The organism is Flavobacterium mesophilum, from assembly GCF_039581405.1.
Taxonomy (GTDB): domain Bacteria; phylum Bacteroidota; class Bacteroidia; order Flavobacteriales; family Flavobacteriaceae; genus Flavobacterium.
The window spans coordinates 531167-547302 of sequence record NZ_JBCPXZ010000003.1 but is presented as its reverse complement, the minus strand read 5'-3'; the positions used below and the strand labels follow the sequence as shown (position 1 = coordinate 547302).

The following is a 16136-nucleotide window of genomic DNA, read 5'->3' as shown; positions in this document are numbered from 1 at the left end:
TGAAGAAAGAGCTGTCATTTTTGACGGCTCTTTTTTTTGATTTAATCTAGCTTCCATCCAAAGGTGGTTTGGAAAACATAATCATCTTTTGAAGCTCCTGGTTTTGGTTTGTTGTCGTAGTTGTAAACAAACGAAAGCTTGATGAAAAAGTCTAAAGGCAGATCGTATTTTGTGTCCAAAGAAAAGTCGGTACGAACCCTTTTGCTTTCTGTTATACTCGGGAAAACCGTTACTTTAGATTGAATGCTGAAATCTCCGATATCGTATAAATTTAAATCGGTTCCAATAAAAAGCTCCAAACTTTTATTGGGCTCGCTAGTGTCCGTGTAACGTTCGTGGTTGAATGATAACCCAGATGCAACTCCCCAATATTTTTTATTGCTGTGCATAAGATATTTTCCGTAACCCGCTTTTGAGATGACACGAAGATCAATATCTTGTTCGGTATTAGATAAAGTGGTTACTGATAATGGAATAAAATAATCTTTTGGAAGCAAATGAACATAACTTAATTCAGAATCAATCCTGCGAATAGGGTCACTATCATCTTGGATAGATTGCAGATGTTTGTACATCGCGGTTCCATACCATCTTTTGCCAGTGTAGCCCAAGTTTACGTTTGCCGTTATTTGTTGCAGATTCTGCGCTTTGGCCAATTTTATTCCAACATCAAAACTAGCATCAAGTCTGTCCCAAAAACTTTCGTTGACAGGCTTTATATAGACAATATCAGAAAGATCAATTATGGATTTAGTCTGTGTTTCGACATCTGTAATTTCGCATTTATTTGGCGCTTTCAATTTTGAAATTTTTCCGTTCAATAAAACGCCGTTCGTCAAATTGATAATGTGAATTCTGTCTGAACCAATACTTTTTACATATTTCCATTCCAGTTTAAAATCGTCTTTGCTATAATCTGTTTCGATTTGGACGATCCCTTTATTCATTATTTTTATTTCGCCTACAAGAATATCATTGTTTTTAAGCACTAATGTATCTGAGGTTTGTGAACTGGCTTTGAAGAAAAATAAAAGAAAAAATAAAAGTATGATTTTCTTCATATAGTGTTTTATTTCTTTGGTTGTCAGCTTGTAAGACTAAAGTTAGAAATAAAAATGCAATGAAAAACAGAAATATAAAAAAATCCCATTTTCAGTATATCGAAAATGGGATTTTTAAGGTTGGTTAATCTATTTAGTTGGTTTTGAATTTCCATATTTGACCAACAGTTTCTCCGCCTTTGTTGTCTTTTACGACAACTTTCCAGTAATACTGTTTTGCAGACTCTACTGTAACATCAAAAGAGTTAGTTCCTTTATTTTCGCTTACTTTGGCAGTAGGCGGATTAGCAGTTCCAAAATAAACATCATAAGTCAGAGCATCTGCAGTATCAACATCAGAAGCTGTCCATTTTAGTGAAACTGTTCCTGCATTTAAAGCAGAATTTAAAACGGGAGCGACTAATTCAGGAGCAAATGGCAAATGATTAACAACAGCTTCACTAGCTGTGTAGAATTTAAAAACAGATGAATAAGCACTCGTAAGGCCTTTGCTGTCTATCGCTCTTACTCTCCAATAAAAAGCCGTGTTTTTATCTAATACAAAAGAAGCTGCATTTTCTGCTCCGTCAAATGTTGTAGTGATTTGCGTAAAAGCATTGTCTTTTGAAATCTGAATTTGATATTTTATAGGATCATTATTTTCGTCAGTAGATTTATTCCATGCGAAAGAAACCGTATTGTCTACACATAATTTATTATCTGCTGGAGAAGTCAATACAGGCACAGTTGGTACTACATTTACAGCTGGTTTATCTGGATCATCTGAACCTCCACAAGAAATAAACAAAAGACCGATTATTGATAGATATATGAATTTTTTCATTTTTATTTTTTTATAATTTTTACGAATTCTGGAGTTTCAAGATAAATTTTGGCAGCATAAATTCCAGATGGAAGGTTGGCAAGATTTAAATAAGCTCTTCCATTTTCAGTGTTATAAGTTGCTTTAGAAACTACTTGTCCTCCAAAGTTGTAAATTTCGATTGTAACTTCAGATTTAGCATTTGGGATTTCAATTTCAACAGTGCCAGAAGTTGGGTTTGGATAGGCAGAAAGCAAAGTTCCCAATTCTGAAGAAGAAACTTTTTTAGCAAAAATACCTTCACAGGCTTTTGAAGTTGCTACTTCAACTAATGCCGCTTTATCTAATTCTAAACTGAAACTTGCGTCAGAAGTCTGAAATTGCGCTTCACCGTCAACAAATACAGTATATGGTGCAGTTCCCTGAGTAATTTCAACATCTACTTTTTTAGAAGCAATAGTTGATTTTCCTGCCACAGTTGCTCCTTTTGGAATTACAATAGTAAAAGTCTGCTCATAAGTTTCTCCTGTAACTGCAATAACAACAGTATAAGTTCCAGGAGCAAGGTTTGTGACTTGTAAACTGTTATTTGTAAATGATTTTGCAGTTCCGTTTACAGTTGCAGTGTATGCTAATTGAGCCGTTGCTGTAATCGTAATTTGTCCGTTATTTTCTCCAGTACAAGTTTCTCCTTTTGATTCAACAGCGAAGTTTTTTGATCCTAAGCTAAATTCACATTCTGTACTATTATAATTTGTAGCTTGATCTTTAAAACTAGACCAGTTTGTATTAGAATAGGCAACATCATCGACTAATATACAAGTCAAATTAGGATTGCTTCCAAATGAACTGTAACTCTGATTTGTCATTTTTGTGTTTCCACCATTTTTTAAATTTAACTTCATCATATTGTTGTTGCTACACATAACCTGAAGCAAATTAGGATTGTTAGATAAATCTAATGTAGTAATCTTATTGTAAGGGCAATAAATACGCTCTAACGCAGTGTTTTTAGAAACATCTAAAGAAGTTAGTTGATTTGACCAAACATTTAAATATTTCAAATTTGTTTTTTGAGATACGTCAATAGTTTTGATTTGATTATAAGAACAGTCTAATGTCGTCAAAGCCGGGTATTTAGAAAGGTCCAAACTAGTTAGCTTATTTGTGTTGCAATACAGACTTTCTAAAAGTGTATTAGAAGAGAAATCTACTGTAGTTAAGCCATTTCCATTTACCGAAATATGTTTTAATTTTATGTTTTTAGAAACATCAAGGTTGATTATTTTTTCATTCGCGGCCAAGCTCAGTCTTTCTAATTCTAGATTTTTAGAAAGATCTATAGTTGTCAGCAAACCTTGTTGTGATGCATAAGAGCCTTCTTTGTTTGATCCTTCAGCATATAATTCTGTAAGAGCTAGATTTTTTGATACATCTAATGCCGTTAATCTATTAAGAGAGCATGTAAGGCTTTTTAATTCTAGATTTTTTGATACATCTAATGTCGTTAAATTATTGTAATAAACATTTAAGTTTGTTAAAGCTAGATTTTTAGAAACATCTAAAGTGGCAAGTTTGTTACTACTACAATCTAATTTTTTTAATTTTAAATTTTTGGAAACATCAATGCTAGTTAAGATACCGTTTCCGTTATTCGGTAATGTTAATTCTTCAAGAGCAGCAAAATCCTGAAGTCCTGTTAAATCCTCAATTTTTAAATTAGTATAGTAATCACTTAGATTCAAAACTGTAATTGAAGCGATTTTTTTAGTCAATACTTGACCATCTTCAACACCGTCAATTCCTTTTTTGATTAAAGTTCTTTCAAAGTTTACATCAGGAATACGAGTGTAAGCAGGAGCTTCACATTCTGTAGCAGAAAAATCAGTATCTGAGTCTTTACTTGTTGCCCAATTCGTATTTGAATAAGAAACATCGTCAACAATTATACATGTTAAAGAAGGATTCGAATTAAGAATTAAGTCACTTGCTTTAATAAGAGAATTTTTTCCGTTTTTTAGATTTACCTGCGATAAAGTTAAATTAGCACCAGCGTTTAATTTTGTTAAAGCTGGATTTTTAGACACATCCAAATTACTTAGACTATTGTAATGAGTTTCTAATATGATGAGTGCTTTATTATTAGATACATCTAAATTTGTTAATTTGTTTGAAAAACATCTTAGATTAGTAAGTTTGGTATTTTTAGAAAGATCAAGACTTGTGATTTGATTTTGAAAGCATTCAAAAGTTTGTAATTCCGGATTGTTTGAAGTATCAACAGTTTGAAGTTTATTGGTTACACAAGATAAACTTTGTAAACTTATGTTTTTTGAGATATCCAATGCAGAGATTTGATTGCTAAAACATTGTAAAATCTTCAGCTTAACGTTTTTGGTAATATCTAAAGAAGTTAATTTATTTGAATAACAGCTTAACTCGGTTAAGAGTAAATTGTTTGAAACATCAAGTGCAGTTATTGAATTCCATCCGCAGTTTAATTTGGTTAAAGCTGTGTTCTTAGAAATATCCAAAGCGGTTAATTGATTCGAAGTACCACTAAAAGAAGTCAATGCTGTGTTTTGAGAAATATCTATTGCTTTTATAAGATTACCGTCAAAACTAAGAAAAGTCAATGCTTTATTGTTGCTTAAGTTTAAGGCTGTTAATTTACAATTACCAACTGTCAATGTAGTTAAATTTGTATTTGTTGAAACATCAATAGCAGTCAGTTGCAAATTACTACCACAATCTAAAGTTTGCAAGGCTGTATTTTTCGTAACATCTACACTCTTCAATTGATTTCCGTAAACAGATAAATAAGTTAAAGCTTTAAAATCTTCAATACCTGTCAGATCAGTAATCGAACTATTGCTAATTGATAATGTTGTTAATTTCTCAATTTTGCTCGTTAATACTTGTCCGTCTGGAGTTCCTGAATCAATATTTAATGCAATTAACTTTTTCTCAAAATTAGCATCAGGAATCTTTGTGTATTTTAAAGGAACTTCATTAACATCAACCATAGAAACATTGTCTACTAATATCTCAGAATTAAGAGTTCCAGTAGTCCAGATGTCAACTTCAACATTTTCAGAAACAGTTGGAGTATAATCAAATTCAATTTTTCTCCATTCTGTAGTAGAAAAAGTGACATCTGATTTTTTGATTATTTCTTCTTTGAAAGTACCAGGTTTATGATACAAACTGAAATCAATAGATGAAAAAGTTCCTTTAGCAAGTTTATGATATAAGGTCACTTTGTAGGTTTTGCCGGCTACTACAGGGAAGTATTCACTGTTTATGTAGTTAAATGTTCCGCTAGCCACCATCATATTGGTGCTTGATGAACCATTTTGCGTAACCGAACTTTGAGAAACAAATCCGCTAAAATAACGATACCAATTGTCTGGCTGTGACGATGAAGTCCAGGTTTCAAAATTTCCGTTTGGAACTAAATTGGTTTGTGCATAAATAGAAAAATTTGCTAAAAACAGCAACAAGAGTAGTTTTGTTTTCATAGAATAAATTTAAAATTGGGTCGCCGCAATGATAGATGATTTAAAGCGAAATTCCTTACGGGAAACCGTAACTACCCTTGATTTTACTAAAAGATGGCTAATAATTAATATTTAAATAAAAAGCTCCATTTTCAACTAATTGAAAATGGAGCTTTTACTTGTTTTGACTTTTTTATTATTCGACTACAATTTTTTTAACTGAAGCCGTATCTTGATTAATTAAGTACAAATAATAAACACCTCTTGGCAATCCAGACAAATCAACTTTATTAGTAGATTCATTTGAATTTAATTGGAATGATTTTACCAATTTGCCAGTTGTGTCATAAACAGTAACTTTTTCAACAGAAACATTTTGGATATTAACTTCGCCTTTTGTAGGGTTTGGATAAACTGTTGCCTTATCAAAAACAGAGTCTTCAATTCCTAGTGTACAAGTTTCAGAATAATTTGTTGTTGTTTCTTTTATCTTAGACCAGTTTTCATTAGAATAAGCAACATTGTCAACTTTGATACAGTTAAGTTTCAAGTTGTTCAAGAAACTTGTTGTTGTTCCTGCCACTGCCTTTTTGCCGGTTTGTGATGGAAGAATAAAGTTTTTGTTATTACCGTTTTTAACATTCAATGATGTTAGTGGGTTAAACTCAACAAAAATAAGCTCTAAAAGCGGATTTTGAGAAATATCCAAAGTTGTTAATTGATTGTTGCTAACATTTAACCTTTTTAATAATGGGTTTTTGCTTAAATCTAATGTTGTCAATTTTGCATTGTTGAAATAAAGATTTTCTAGCTTTGGATTTGACGTTACGTCAAGTTGTGAAATATCAGTATAAATACAATTCAAATCTTTTAAATTTGGAAGACTAGACACATTTAATGAAGTTAAATTGTTTTCGCCACAATAAATAGTTTCTATTTCTGGGTTTGAAGAAAAATCAATACTTGTCAATAAGTTTCGGTCAGCAATTACATAGTGAACCTTTTTGTTTTGTGACAAATCAATAGATGAAATTTGATTTATGCTAAATGCCAGGTTAAATAATTCCGTATTTGCAGTAACATCTAAGCTGGTAAGCTTATTGTTGTTTAATGAAAGTTTTGTTAGCAAGGTATTTTTACTGACATCAATAGTGCTCAAATTGTTATTATCACAATCCAAATAAGTTAAAGATGTAAAAGCTTCTAAACCGGATAAATCCGTAATATTAGAGTTTGATAAATCTAAAGATGTAACCAAACTAATATCTGTAGTTTTGATTTTTCCATTTTTCCCATCTTTATCAATTCCCAAATCGATTAATTTCTGTTCAAAATTTGAATCTGCTAGTACAGTATAAACATTGCAATCGTTGCTATAACTCGCTGTATTGTCTTTAAGTGCTGCCCATTTATCAGATGAGAAAGTTTCGTTATCAACCTGAATACAAGTTAATTTTGGATTTGAAGTTAAATTAGAATTTAAATCAAGATTTGTATTGTTTCCATTTTTCAAATCTAAACTAGTTAACGAGGCATTTTTACTGCAGTCTAAAAGCGTTACTATTTTGTTTTTAGAAAGATCTAAAGTGGTAAGTAAATTTCCAGAACAATTCAATGAAGTTAAACTTTTGAAGCCATTAATTCCTGTAAGATCTTTAATTGAGCTTGAAGAAACATTTAAAGAGGTTATTCCGGTAATATTACTATTTAAAACGGTTCCGTTTTTACCATCCGTATCGATGCCTAATGCCATTAATTTTTCTTCAAATGCTGGGTCGGGTATTGCGGTAACTTGAGAGCAATCAAATGTCGAGTAAGACGCAGTATTGTCTTTAAATGCAGACCATTTTTCATTTGAATAAATCGCATTGTCAACTATGATACAAGTTAATAATGGGTTTTTGGTAAAATTAATAACATACGGTGCTAATTGCATACTGCCATTATTTCCGTTTTTTAAATTTACATTAGTTAACAACGGATTTTCAGAACAATCGATATTAGTAAGAGAGATATTTTTAGAAACGTCAAGACTTGTTATTTGGTTTACATTGCAATTAAGTAGAATCAGCGATTTGTTTTTTGAAACATCTAAATTTGTTAATTGATTTGTTGAACAAGAAAAATATTTCAAATTAAGATTGCTTGAAACATCAACATCTTTTAGGCTATTGTTAGATAGGGTAAGATTTTCAAGAGCAAGATTTTTTGAAAGATCGATTGTCGTTAAGTTGTTATAACTAGCAAGAAGATAGTTTAACGATGAATTTTGTGAAACATCAAGAGAAGTCAATTTGTTTGACATGACATTTAGCGTTTCTAATGATTTGAAATCCTGTATACCCGTCAAGTCCGAAATGTTACTAAAATAAAGATCCAATTCTTTAACATTAACGACATTCGATTTCAAGACCTTTCCATCTGGATTTCCGGAATCAATGCCTAAATCAATTAATTTTTGTTCAAAATTTGCATCAGCGATTGTGGTATATAAAATTGGACAATCTGTATTGTAGTTTGCCGTGTTGTCTTTGTAATTAGCCCAGTTTGTATTCGAATAATCAGCATCATCAACTTGAATACATTCCAAAAGAGGATTATTAGATAATATAAGATTAAAAGAATGGAAATTCGTATTGTTTCCATTTTTTAAATCTAGTCTTACAAGTTTGTTTGATGTACAATTCAGATCAGTCAACTTGCTGTTTTTACTTAAATCTAATGTCGTTAGTTCATTATTGGCACAAAATAATTGAGTTAGGTTTTTTTGTGCTGAAATGTCTAAATGGCTTATTTTATTTCCACTGAAATCTAAAAGATCAAGAGTTGTAATGTTGTCTATGTTTAAATCTGATATTTGATTGTTTTCAGAAGTTAACGCGACTAGTTTATTGCTTTTTCCAGCATTTAAAGTTGTAATTTTATTATTACTTGAATCTAATAGAGTTAACTCTGTGTTTTGGCTAAAATCCAGATTTGTAATCTGATTATTTTTGCAACTTACAAAAGATAGTTTTGTGTTTTTATTTGTATCGAGAGTTGATAATTGATTTGAATCACAACTTAAATTAGTCAAGTTTGTATTTTTCTCTATGTTTAAGACTTTAAATTGATTTGCACCTACCTCTAAACGAGTAAGCGCTGTATTATTATCCAAATTTAGATCTGTTAATTGGTTTGAAGAGGCTAACAATTCGGTTAATGAAGTGCAATTGTCGATTTCTAATTTTGGTAATTGATTTCCGCTACAATTTAGGTAGGTTAAAGTACTACATTTGCTAATATCAAGAGTTGTTAATTGATTGGCATAGCAATTCAAAGTAGTCAAAGCTGTATTTTTAGTAAGATCTAAAGTAGTTAATTGGTTTCCACTACAGTCTAAAGATGATAAAGTGATGTTTTTGCTTAAATCTAAAGAGGTTAATTTATTAGCGCCACACTGAAGATTTTCTAAAGCAGAAAATCCTTCGATTCCTTTTAAATTAGAAATATTTGCACTTGATACATTTAACGATGTTACTTTGTTAATACTTGAAATTAAAACTTTGCCATCTGCAGGATTAGTATCAATTCCTAATTCGATTAATTTTTTCTCAAAATTAAAATCAGGAATGTAAGTATAAAGATCAGCCGTTGCGCAATCTGTATTATAATTTGCAATATCATCTTTAAGAGAACTCCAATTTGCATTTGAATAAATGGCATCATCAACTTGTATACAAGTCAAATTTGGATTGTTGTTCAGTTTTGTTGAAGCGGTTTTTAACTTTGTATTATTTCCGTTTTTAAGATTTAGAATGGAAAGATTATTGTCATTACAAGTTAAATCAGTCAGAACAGTGTTTTTAGAAAAATCTAAATTTGTAATTTTATTTTTTCCACAATAGACAGCATCTAGTAAAGTGTTTTTTGAAACATCAAGATTAAGTAGCTGATTTTGTTCACAATTTAAAGAAATTAAAGCTGTATTCTTGCTGACATCGAGAGTTGTAAGGGAATTTGTATAACATTCAAGATAGTACAAAAGTGTGTTTTTAGAAAGATCTAAAGAGGTTAGTTTGTTTTGGCCACATTCTAATCCACGCAATTGTAAATTTTTAGAAACATCCAAAGTAGAAATTTGGTTATTATAACAATAAAATTGTTCTAAAGCTGTATTTTGAGAAACATTTAAAGCAGTCAATTGATTGCCCATGCAATATAATTCCTTTAATTGAATATTATTTGAAACGTCTAGCTCTGTTAGTTTATTGGCGTCAACATTAATCTGTTGTAATTGATAGTTTTGAGAAACATTTAAAGTTGTCAATTTATTATACGGTGCATGTAAAAATTTTAAAGCAATAAAATCCTGAATTCCGGTTAAGTCAGTAATGTTTTTTGAAGCAATACTTAAGGATGTTAGCGTATTGATATTTGATGTTAATACTTTTCCGTCGGGAACACCAGAGTCATAACCTTTTGCAATCAGGGCGTTTTCAAAATTAATATCGGGGATTAGCGTATAATCAAGCCCACAACTAACATCATTGTAAACCGCAGTTTCGTCTTTTTTAGTCGCCCAATTTGTATTTGAGTATGTTATGTCATCAACCAGAATACAGGATAAATTTGGGTTCTTTATAGCATTAAAATCAGTGGTAATTAAAGTGTTTTTCCCGTTTTTTACATTCAAAGAAATTAAATTATTCTCACTGCAATCTAAAAAGGTTAATGCTTTATTATTGGCAAGATTTAATCTCGAAACTTTATTCTTGCTAATAGATAAAATTTCTAAAGCAGTGTTTTTAGAAACATCAAGATTTGTTAGCAAGTTATCTGCGCCATATAAAAATTTTAATTGAGGACTTTTAGTCAGGTCTAAAAATGGGACTTTGTTTTGCTCAAAAGAAAAAGAAAACAATGCTGTATTTTTTGTAATGTCGATGAAAGTAATAAGATTACGACGACAACTCATAATAGTCAGGGAAGTGTTCTTGCTTAAATCGAGTGACGTTAATTTATTCTGGATGCAAAAAAAAGTTTCAAGTAGAGTATTTTTTGTAATATCCAATTCGCTTAAGTTGTTTTGGGAACAACCAACTGAAATTAGAGAAATGTTCTTAGTAAGATCTAAATGATCTAATTTATTAGCATTGCAGTTTAAGAGTTTTAAACCAGTATTTTTTGTGATATCTAAACTTGGCAGTAAATTATTTTGACAAGATAAATCCGTTAGATTTAGATTAAAACTTACATCTAAAGAAGTTAATTGATTGTATGAACAATCCAATTTTCTTAAAGAAACAAAATCTTTTATTCCGGTCAAGTCAGCAATATTACTTGCAGTAAGATTCAATGTAGTTACGTTTGTAACGTTTGTTTTTAATACTTGCCCATCAGGAGCTCCAGAATCAATTCCAAGAGCAATTAATTTATTTTCGAAGTTAAGATCGGGGATAGCGACATACTGCGCATAAATTGAAAAATTTGCCAATAAAAGAAACAAAAGTAGTTTTGTTTTCATAGAATGAATTTAGGGATAAGGCCACAAGTGTAATTAATTCTATGATAAATTCCTTACGGAAAACCGTAAGAAGCCACTTTTCAGAAAACTCAAAAAATAAAACCACATAAAATTTTTATAAGATTAGTTTTAAGTATTTGATATAAAGTATTTTTTGTTAGCTTTCTGTTTCCTTAAAGTAAATTTAAATAATCATAAGACAGTGTTAATCGTTAGTTTTTTGTAACAAAAAGTCCTAATTTAGGCCCATCTTTTAACTTTAACGATACATTTAATTACATGAGTCACATAAAACCATTAAAATTATCTGCTTTTGCTTTATTGGTTTTAGCAGGATGCGGGACTACTTTACAAGCGCAATCTACTGCTTCTAAAGAATTTATTAAGGCACCTTTAGCTGTTGTCAAAAAGGCTCCAGTAACTGAAAATGAACTGAAAAGATGGAGTCATCTGGATTTGGTAAAAGATTCTATCCCAGGAATGAGTGTTGATAGGGCTTACGCCGAATTATTACAAGGAAAAACAGGGCAGAAAGTAATCGTCGGGATTGTAGATTCAGGTATTGATATCGAGCACGAAGATTTGCAAGGAATGATCTGGACAAATCCAAAAGAAATTCCAGGAAACGGAATCGATGATGACAAAAACGGATTTATAGATGACGTTCACGGATGGAATTTCCTTGGCAATGCTGTTCACGAAAATCTTGAATTGACGCGTATCGTTAAAAAAGGCGATGACGGTTCAGCACAATACAAAGCGGCCTTGGCACAATATAATGATAAGTATGATGAAGCCTTAAAAAACAAACAACAAGTTGATTTCTTGCTTGATGTTCATAATACAATCAAAAAAGAACTAGGCAAAACAACGTATAAATTGGAAGATTTAAATACGTTGACATCTACAGATCCAAAAGTAGCAAGATCTAAAATGGTCATGACTCAGATTTTTACAAATGCTGGTCCAACTTTTGATCCTGAAGCTGATTTTGAAGAGTATAGAGAACAAGTTTACGACGAGTTAAACTACAATTTAAATAAAGAATACGACGGAAGAAAAATCGTAGGCGATAATCCAGATGATATCAAAAACAATCATTATGGAAATAATATTGTTTTTGGTCCAGACAAAGAAAAAGCATTGCACGGAACACACGTTGCTGGAATTATCGGACAAGTTCGCAGCAATAATTTAGGTGGTGACGGAATTACAAACAACGTTGAAATCTTGACCGTAAGAGCAGTGCCAGACGGAGACGAATATGATAAAGATATTGCACTTGCTATTCGTTATGCAGTTGACAACGGAGCAAAAGTAATCAACGGAAGTTTCGGAAAAAGCTATTCTCCACACAAAGACTGGGTTTACGATGCATTAAAATATGCTGCCAAAAAAGATGTTTTGATCGTCCACGCAGCAGGAAATGATGGGTACAACATTGATGAAACAAAAAACATCAATTACCCAAATGATTCTAAAGACAATGTAACAGAGTTTACAAACAATGTAATCACGGTTGGAGCTATCAACAAACAATATGGTGAAAATGTGGTGGCAAGTTTTTCAAATTTTGGAAAAATAAATGTTGACGTTTTTGCTCCAGGAGAAGAAATCTACGCAACGGTTCCAAACAATAAATACAAATATTTACAAGGAACTTCAATGGCATCGCCAAATGTTGCTGGTGTTGCCGCATTGATTCGTTCATATTATCCAAAACTGAAAGCAGTTCAAGTGAAACAAATTCTGATGGATTCTGGAGTGGCACTTCCTGCAAAAGTAGTTTTGGGCGAAAACGAAGAAACAGGTGAAAAACCTGCGGCAGTTTCATCAACAGAATCTTCAAAAACAGCTAAAATGGTAAATGCTTACAATGCATTGCTTATGGCCGAAAAAATGTCTAAAAAATAATCAAAAAGAATATATTAATCCGATGGAAGGGCGGCAGCTCTTCCATTTTCATTAAAATAACCATGCGAAAAATTGTACTATTATCCTTTCTGAGTTTGGGTTTAAACTCTGCTTTTGCCCAAAGTGCTCCTTATTGGCAACAACATGTTGATTATAAAATGGAAGTATCGATGGATGTAAAAACCTATCAATACAAAGGAAAACAGGAATTAGTTTATACTAATAATTCTCCTGATACTTTAAGAAAAGTTTTTTATCATTTATACCCAAATGCATTTCAGCCAGGAAGTGAAATGGATGCGCGTTTGCACACTATAAAAGATCCAGACGCAAGAATGGTTAACAAAGTAAAAGATGCTGAAGGAAAAGAAATCAAACAAAGCCGAATTGAAACTTTGAAACCAAATGAAATTGGATTTCTAAAAATCAGCAATCTTAAACAAGATGGAGTTGTGGCTCAAACGCGACTTTCATCTACAATTTTAGAAGTGACTTTGCCTAAGCCAATTTTGCCAGGTGCAAAAACTACTTTTACATTAGATTTTGACGGTCAAGTTCCAGTTCAAATTCGTCGTTCTGGACGTAATAATAAAGAAGGAGTTGAACTTTCAATGTCACAATGGTATCCAAAATTAGCCGAATTTGATTTTGAAGGATGGCACGCAGATCCTTATATCGCAAGAGAATTTCACGGTGTTTGGGGAGATTTTGATGTAAAAATTACAATAGACAAAGATTACACAATCGGAGGTTCTGGATATTTACAAGATAAAAATTCAATTGGACACGGTTATGAAGATGCAGGCGTAACAGTTACGTATCCTAAAAAAACAAAAACGTTGACTTGGCATTTTATTGCGCCAAATGTTCATGATTTCACTTGGGCAGCTGATAAAGCATATACGCACGATATTGTAAAAGGACCAAACGATGTTGATTTGCATTTCTTCTACAAAAATGACGAAAAAACAACTGGTAACTGGAAACAGCTTGAGCCTTTAATGGTAAAAGTTATGGATTATTACAACCACAGAGTTGGAGCTTATCCATACAAACAATATTCATTTATTCAAGGTGGAGACGGCGGAATGGAATATGCAATGTGTACTTTAATGCTTGGAAGCGGCACTCTTGAAGGAATTCTTGGAACTGCAACGCATGAATTAGGACACTCTTGGTTCCAACATATTTTGGCTTCAAACGAATCAAAACACCCTTGGATGGACGAAGGTTTCACAACATATATCGAAGACAGTGCTTTGAATGAATTAAAAGGAGACAAAAAAGAAGCAAATCCGTTTAAAGGAAATTATACAGCTTATTATAATTTAGTTAATTCAGGAAAAGAACAACCACAAACGACTCATGGTGATCGTTATGACGAAAACCGTCCGTACAGCATTTCATCTTATGTAAAAGGAAGTATTTTCCTTTCACAATTGGAATATGTAATCGGAAAAGAAAACGTTGACAAAACTTTAAAAAGATATTTCAACGATTTTAAATTCAAACATCCAACTCCAAACGATATTAAAAGATCAGCTGAAAGAGTTTCTGGCGCTGAATTAGATTGGTATTTAGTGGATTGGGCAGAAACAGCAAATACAATTGATTATGGAATTAAAGACGTTGCCGACAATTCTGGAAAAACAACGGTTACTTTAGAACGAATTGGAAGAATGCCAATGCCTATCGATTTAAAAGTAGATTATACTGACGGAACTTCTGAAACATTCTACATTCCATTACGAATGATGAATTTCATTAAACCAAATCCAAATCCAAACGAAAAAAGAACTGTTCTTGATGACTGGGCTTGGGCGCAATCAAACTACAGTTTTACAATCGATAAAAACAAAACTGCAATTAAAAAAATCACTATCGATCCAAGCGGATTAATGGCTGATATTAAACAAACAAACAATGTTTTTGAAGTGAAATAAGCTTTAAATTAAAACATAAAAAAGTCCCGTTTAGAATTTCTAAGCGGGATTTTTTGTTTTAATGATCAGAAGCATCACAAAGGGCATTTTAATAAACAGGGGTTCCCGCTCTCGGCTATATCTCGCTGTTGCCCGAGCCCGGGCCAGCAAGGATACCGCCTCCATCGGGGCTAGATACAAACAGTAGGCTTCTTTTAAAAAATTTGTAATAGTACTATTTATTTTATTAGCAGAAAGTTTCAATTGCCCCCAACTTTAGCTGGAGGAATGAAAATGACAACAAAAAGGGCTTTAGCCAAACTGTCCGAGTTTGGCTAAAGCTTTTATCTTTAAACAAAAAACCTCCAGCTTTAGCTGGAGGCAATTGAGATTTTTACTTTGTAATGATTAAACAAATTGTGCTAAAAATAATTTAACTCAAATGTTCAATCATATCTTTTGTCATAGTTTCCAAATCAAATTTATGATTCCAGTTCCAATCTTCTCTTGCAGAACTGTCATCAATACTTGCTGGCCAGCTGTCCGCAATTTTCTGACGGAAATCTGGATTATAAGTAATTTCAAATTCTGGAATATGTTTTTTGATTTCAGCAGCAATCTCAGTTGGAGTAAAACTCATTGCAGCTAAATTGTATGAAGAATGAATTTTGATTTCTTCTTCTGGCGCTTTCATGATATTGATTGTCGCATCAATTGCATCGTCCATATACATCATCGGCATTTTTGTTTCAGATGATAGGAAGCATTCGTATTTTTTATCGGCAATTGCTTTATAGAAAATATCAACAGCATAATCTGTAGTTCCACCGCCCGGAGGAGTCGACCAGCTGATTAAGCCAGGATAACGAATACTGCGAACATCAACACCATAAATATTATGGTAGTATTCGCACCATCTTTCGCCTGCTTGTTTACTAATTCCGTAAACTGTTGAAGGTTCCATTACAGTATATTGTGGTGTATTTTCTTTTGGAGTTGTTGGACCAAAAACAGCAATACTTGAAGGCCAGAAAATCTTTTTGATTTTTTTTGCTTTTGCTAAATTCAAAACATGAAAAAGTGAATTCATGTTCAAATCCCAAGCAAAAGCCGGATTTTTTTCTGCAGTTGCAGACAAAAGCGCCGCCATTAAATAAACATCTGTAATTTGATGTACTTCAACCAAATGTTCAATTTGATTAAAATCTAAAGCATTGACCACTTCAAAAGGCCCTGAGTTAACAACGTCAGTATTTAATTTTCGGATATCAGAAGCAATTACATTTTCTGTTCCGTATAGCTTGCGTAGTTTTTGGGTCAGTTCCGTCCCAATTTGACCGCATGCGCCAATGATCAATATTTTCGGATTCATCTTTGTGAGTTTTAGAGAGACAAATATAACGTTTTCGCAATTACATCTGTTTTTTAGAA

7 protein-coding genes are annotated in these 16136 nt (G+C 32.2%); 2 read left to right on the top strand and 5 right to left on the bottom strand.

Annotation, left to right across the window (positions count from 1 at the left end):
* Positions 1-41: 41 nt before the first annotated feature.
* The 4 genes from AAYQ19_RS11280 to AAYQ19_RS11265 all read right to left on the bottom strand — a co-directional run bounded on the left by AAYQ19_RS11280 (position 42) and on the right by AAYQ19_RS11265 (position 10869).
* Entirely contained in the window at positions 42-1061 is a 1020-nt protein-coding gene (locus tag AAYQ19_RS11280) for a DUF481 domain-containing protein (RefSeq protein WP_343536365.1), read from the bottom strand.
* 133 nt (positions 1062-1194) lie between these two features.
* A complete protein-coding gene (locus AAYQ19_RS11275; RefSeq protein WP_343536364.1) occupies positions 1195-1884 on the bottom strand; it encodes a fibronectin type III domain-containing protein in 690 nt (229 codons plus the stop codon).
* Positions 1885-1886: 2 nt separating this feature from the next.
* Entirely contained in the window at positions 1887-5384 is a 3498-nt protein-coding gene (locus tag AAYQ19_RS11270) for a leucine-rich repeat domain-containing protein (protein ID WP_343536363.1), read from the bottom strand.
* Positions 5385-5559: 175 nt separating this feature from the next.
* Positions 5560-10869 (bottom strand): leucine-rich repeat domain-containing protein, encoded by a 5310-nt coding sequence (locus AAYQ19_RS11265; RefSeq protein ID WP_343536362.1) that lies wholly within the window; start codon positions 10867-10869, stop codon positions 5560-5562.
* A 279-nt stretch (positions 10870-11148) separates the two neighbouring features.
* Between AAYQ19_RS11265 and AAYQ19_RS11260 the strand changes: the two genes are divergently transcribed.
* Positions 11149-12783, top strand: coding sequence for a S8 family peptidase (locus AAYQ19_RS11260; protein WP_343536361.1), 1635 nt, complete (start codon positions 11149-11151; stop codon positions 12781-12783).
* Positions 12784-12845: 62 nt separating this feature from the next.
* Positions 12846-14726 (top strand): M1 family metallopeptidase, encoded by a 1881-nt coding sequence (locus AAYQ19_RS11255; RefSeq protein ID WP_343536360.1) that lies wholly within the window; start codon positions 12846-12848, stop codon positions 14724-14726.
* A 412-nt stretch (positions 14727-15138) separates the two neighbouring features.
* On the opposite strand, the gene AAYQ19_RS11250 is transcribed toward AAYQ19_RS11255, so the two are convergent.
* A complete protein-coding gene (locus AAYQ19_RS11250) occupies positions 15139-16077 on the bottom strand; it encodes an L-threonine 3-dehydrogenase (protein ID WP_343536359.1) in 939 nt (312 codons plus the stop codon).
* Positions 16078-16136 lie beyond the last annotated feature (59 nt).

Excerpts from the sequence above, each read along its gene's own strand:
- AAYQ19_RS11275 (WP_343536364.1), bottom strand. The coding sequence starts at position 1,884 with ATGAAAAAATTCATATATCTATCAATAATCGGTCTTTTGTTTATTTCT.
- AAYQ19_RS11280 (WP_343536365.1), bottom strand. The coding sequence starts at position 1,061 with ATGAAGAAAATCATACTTTTATTTTTTCTTTTATTTTTCTTCAAAGCC.
- AAYQ19_RS11270 (WP_343536363.1), bottom strand. The coding sequence starts at position 5,384 with ATGAAAACAAAACTACTCTTGTTGCTGTTTTTAGCAAATTTTTCTATT.
- AAYQ19_RS11250 (WP_343536359.1), bottom strand. The coding sequence starts at position 16,077 with ATGAATCCGAAAATATTGATCATTGGCGCATGCGGTCAAATTGGGACG.
- AAYQ19_RS11255 (WP_343536360.1), top strand. The coding sequence starts at position 12,846 with ATGCGAAAAATTGTACTATTATCCTTTCTGAGTTTGGGTTTAAACTCT.
- AAYQ19_RS11265 (WP_343536362.1), bottom strand. The coding sequence starts at position 10,869 with ATGAAAACAAAACTACTTTTGTTTCTTTTATTGGCAAATTTTTCAATT.
- AAYQ19_RS11260 (WP_343536361.1), top strand. The coding sequence starts at position 11,149 with ATGAGTCACATAAAACCATTAAAATTATCTGCTTTTGCTTTATTGGTT.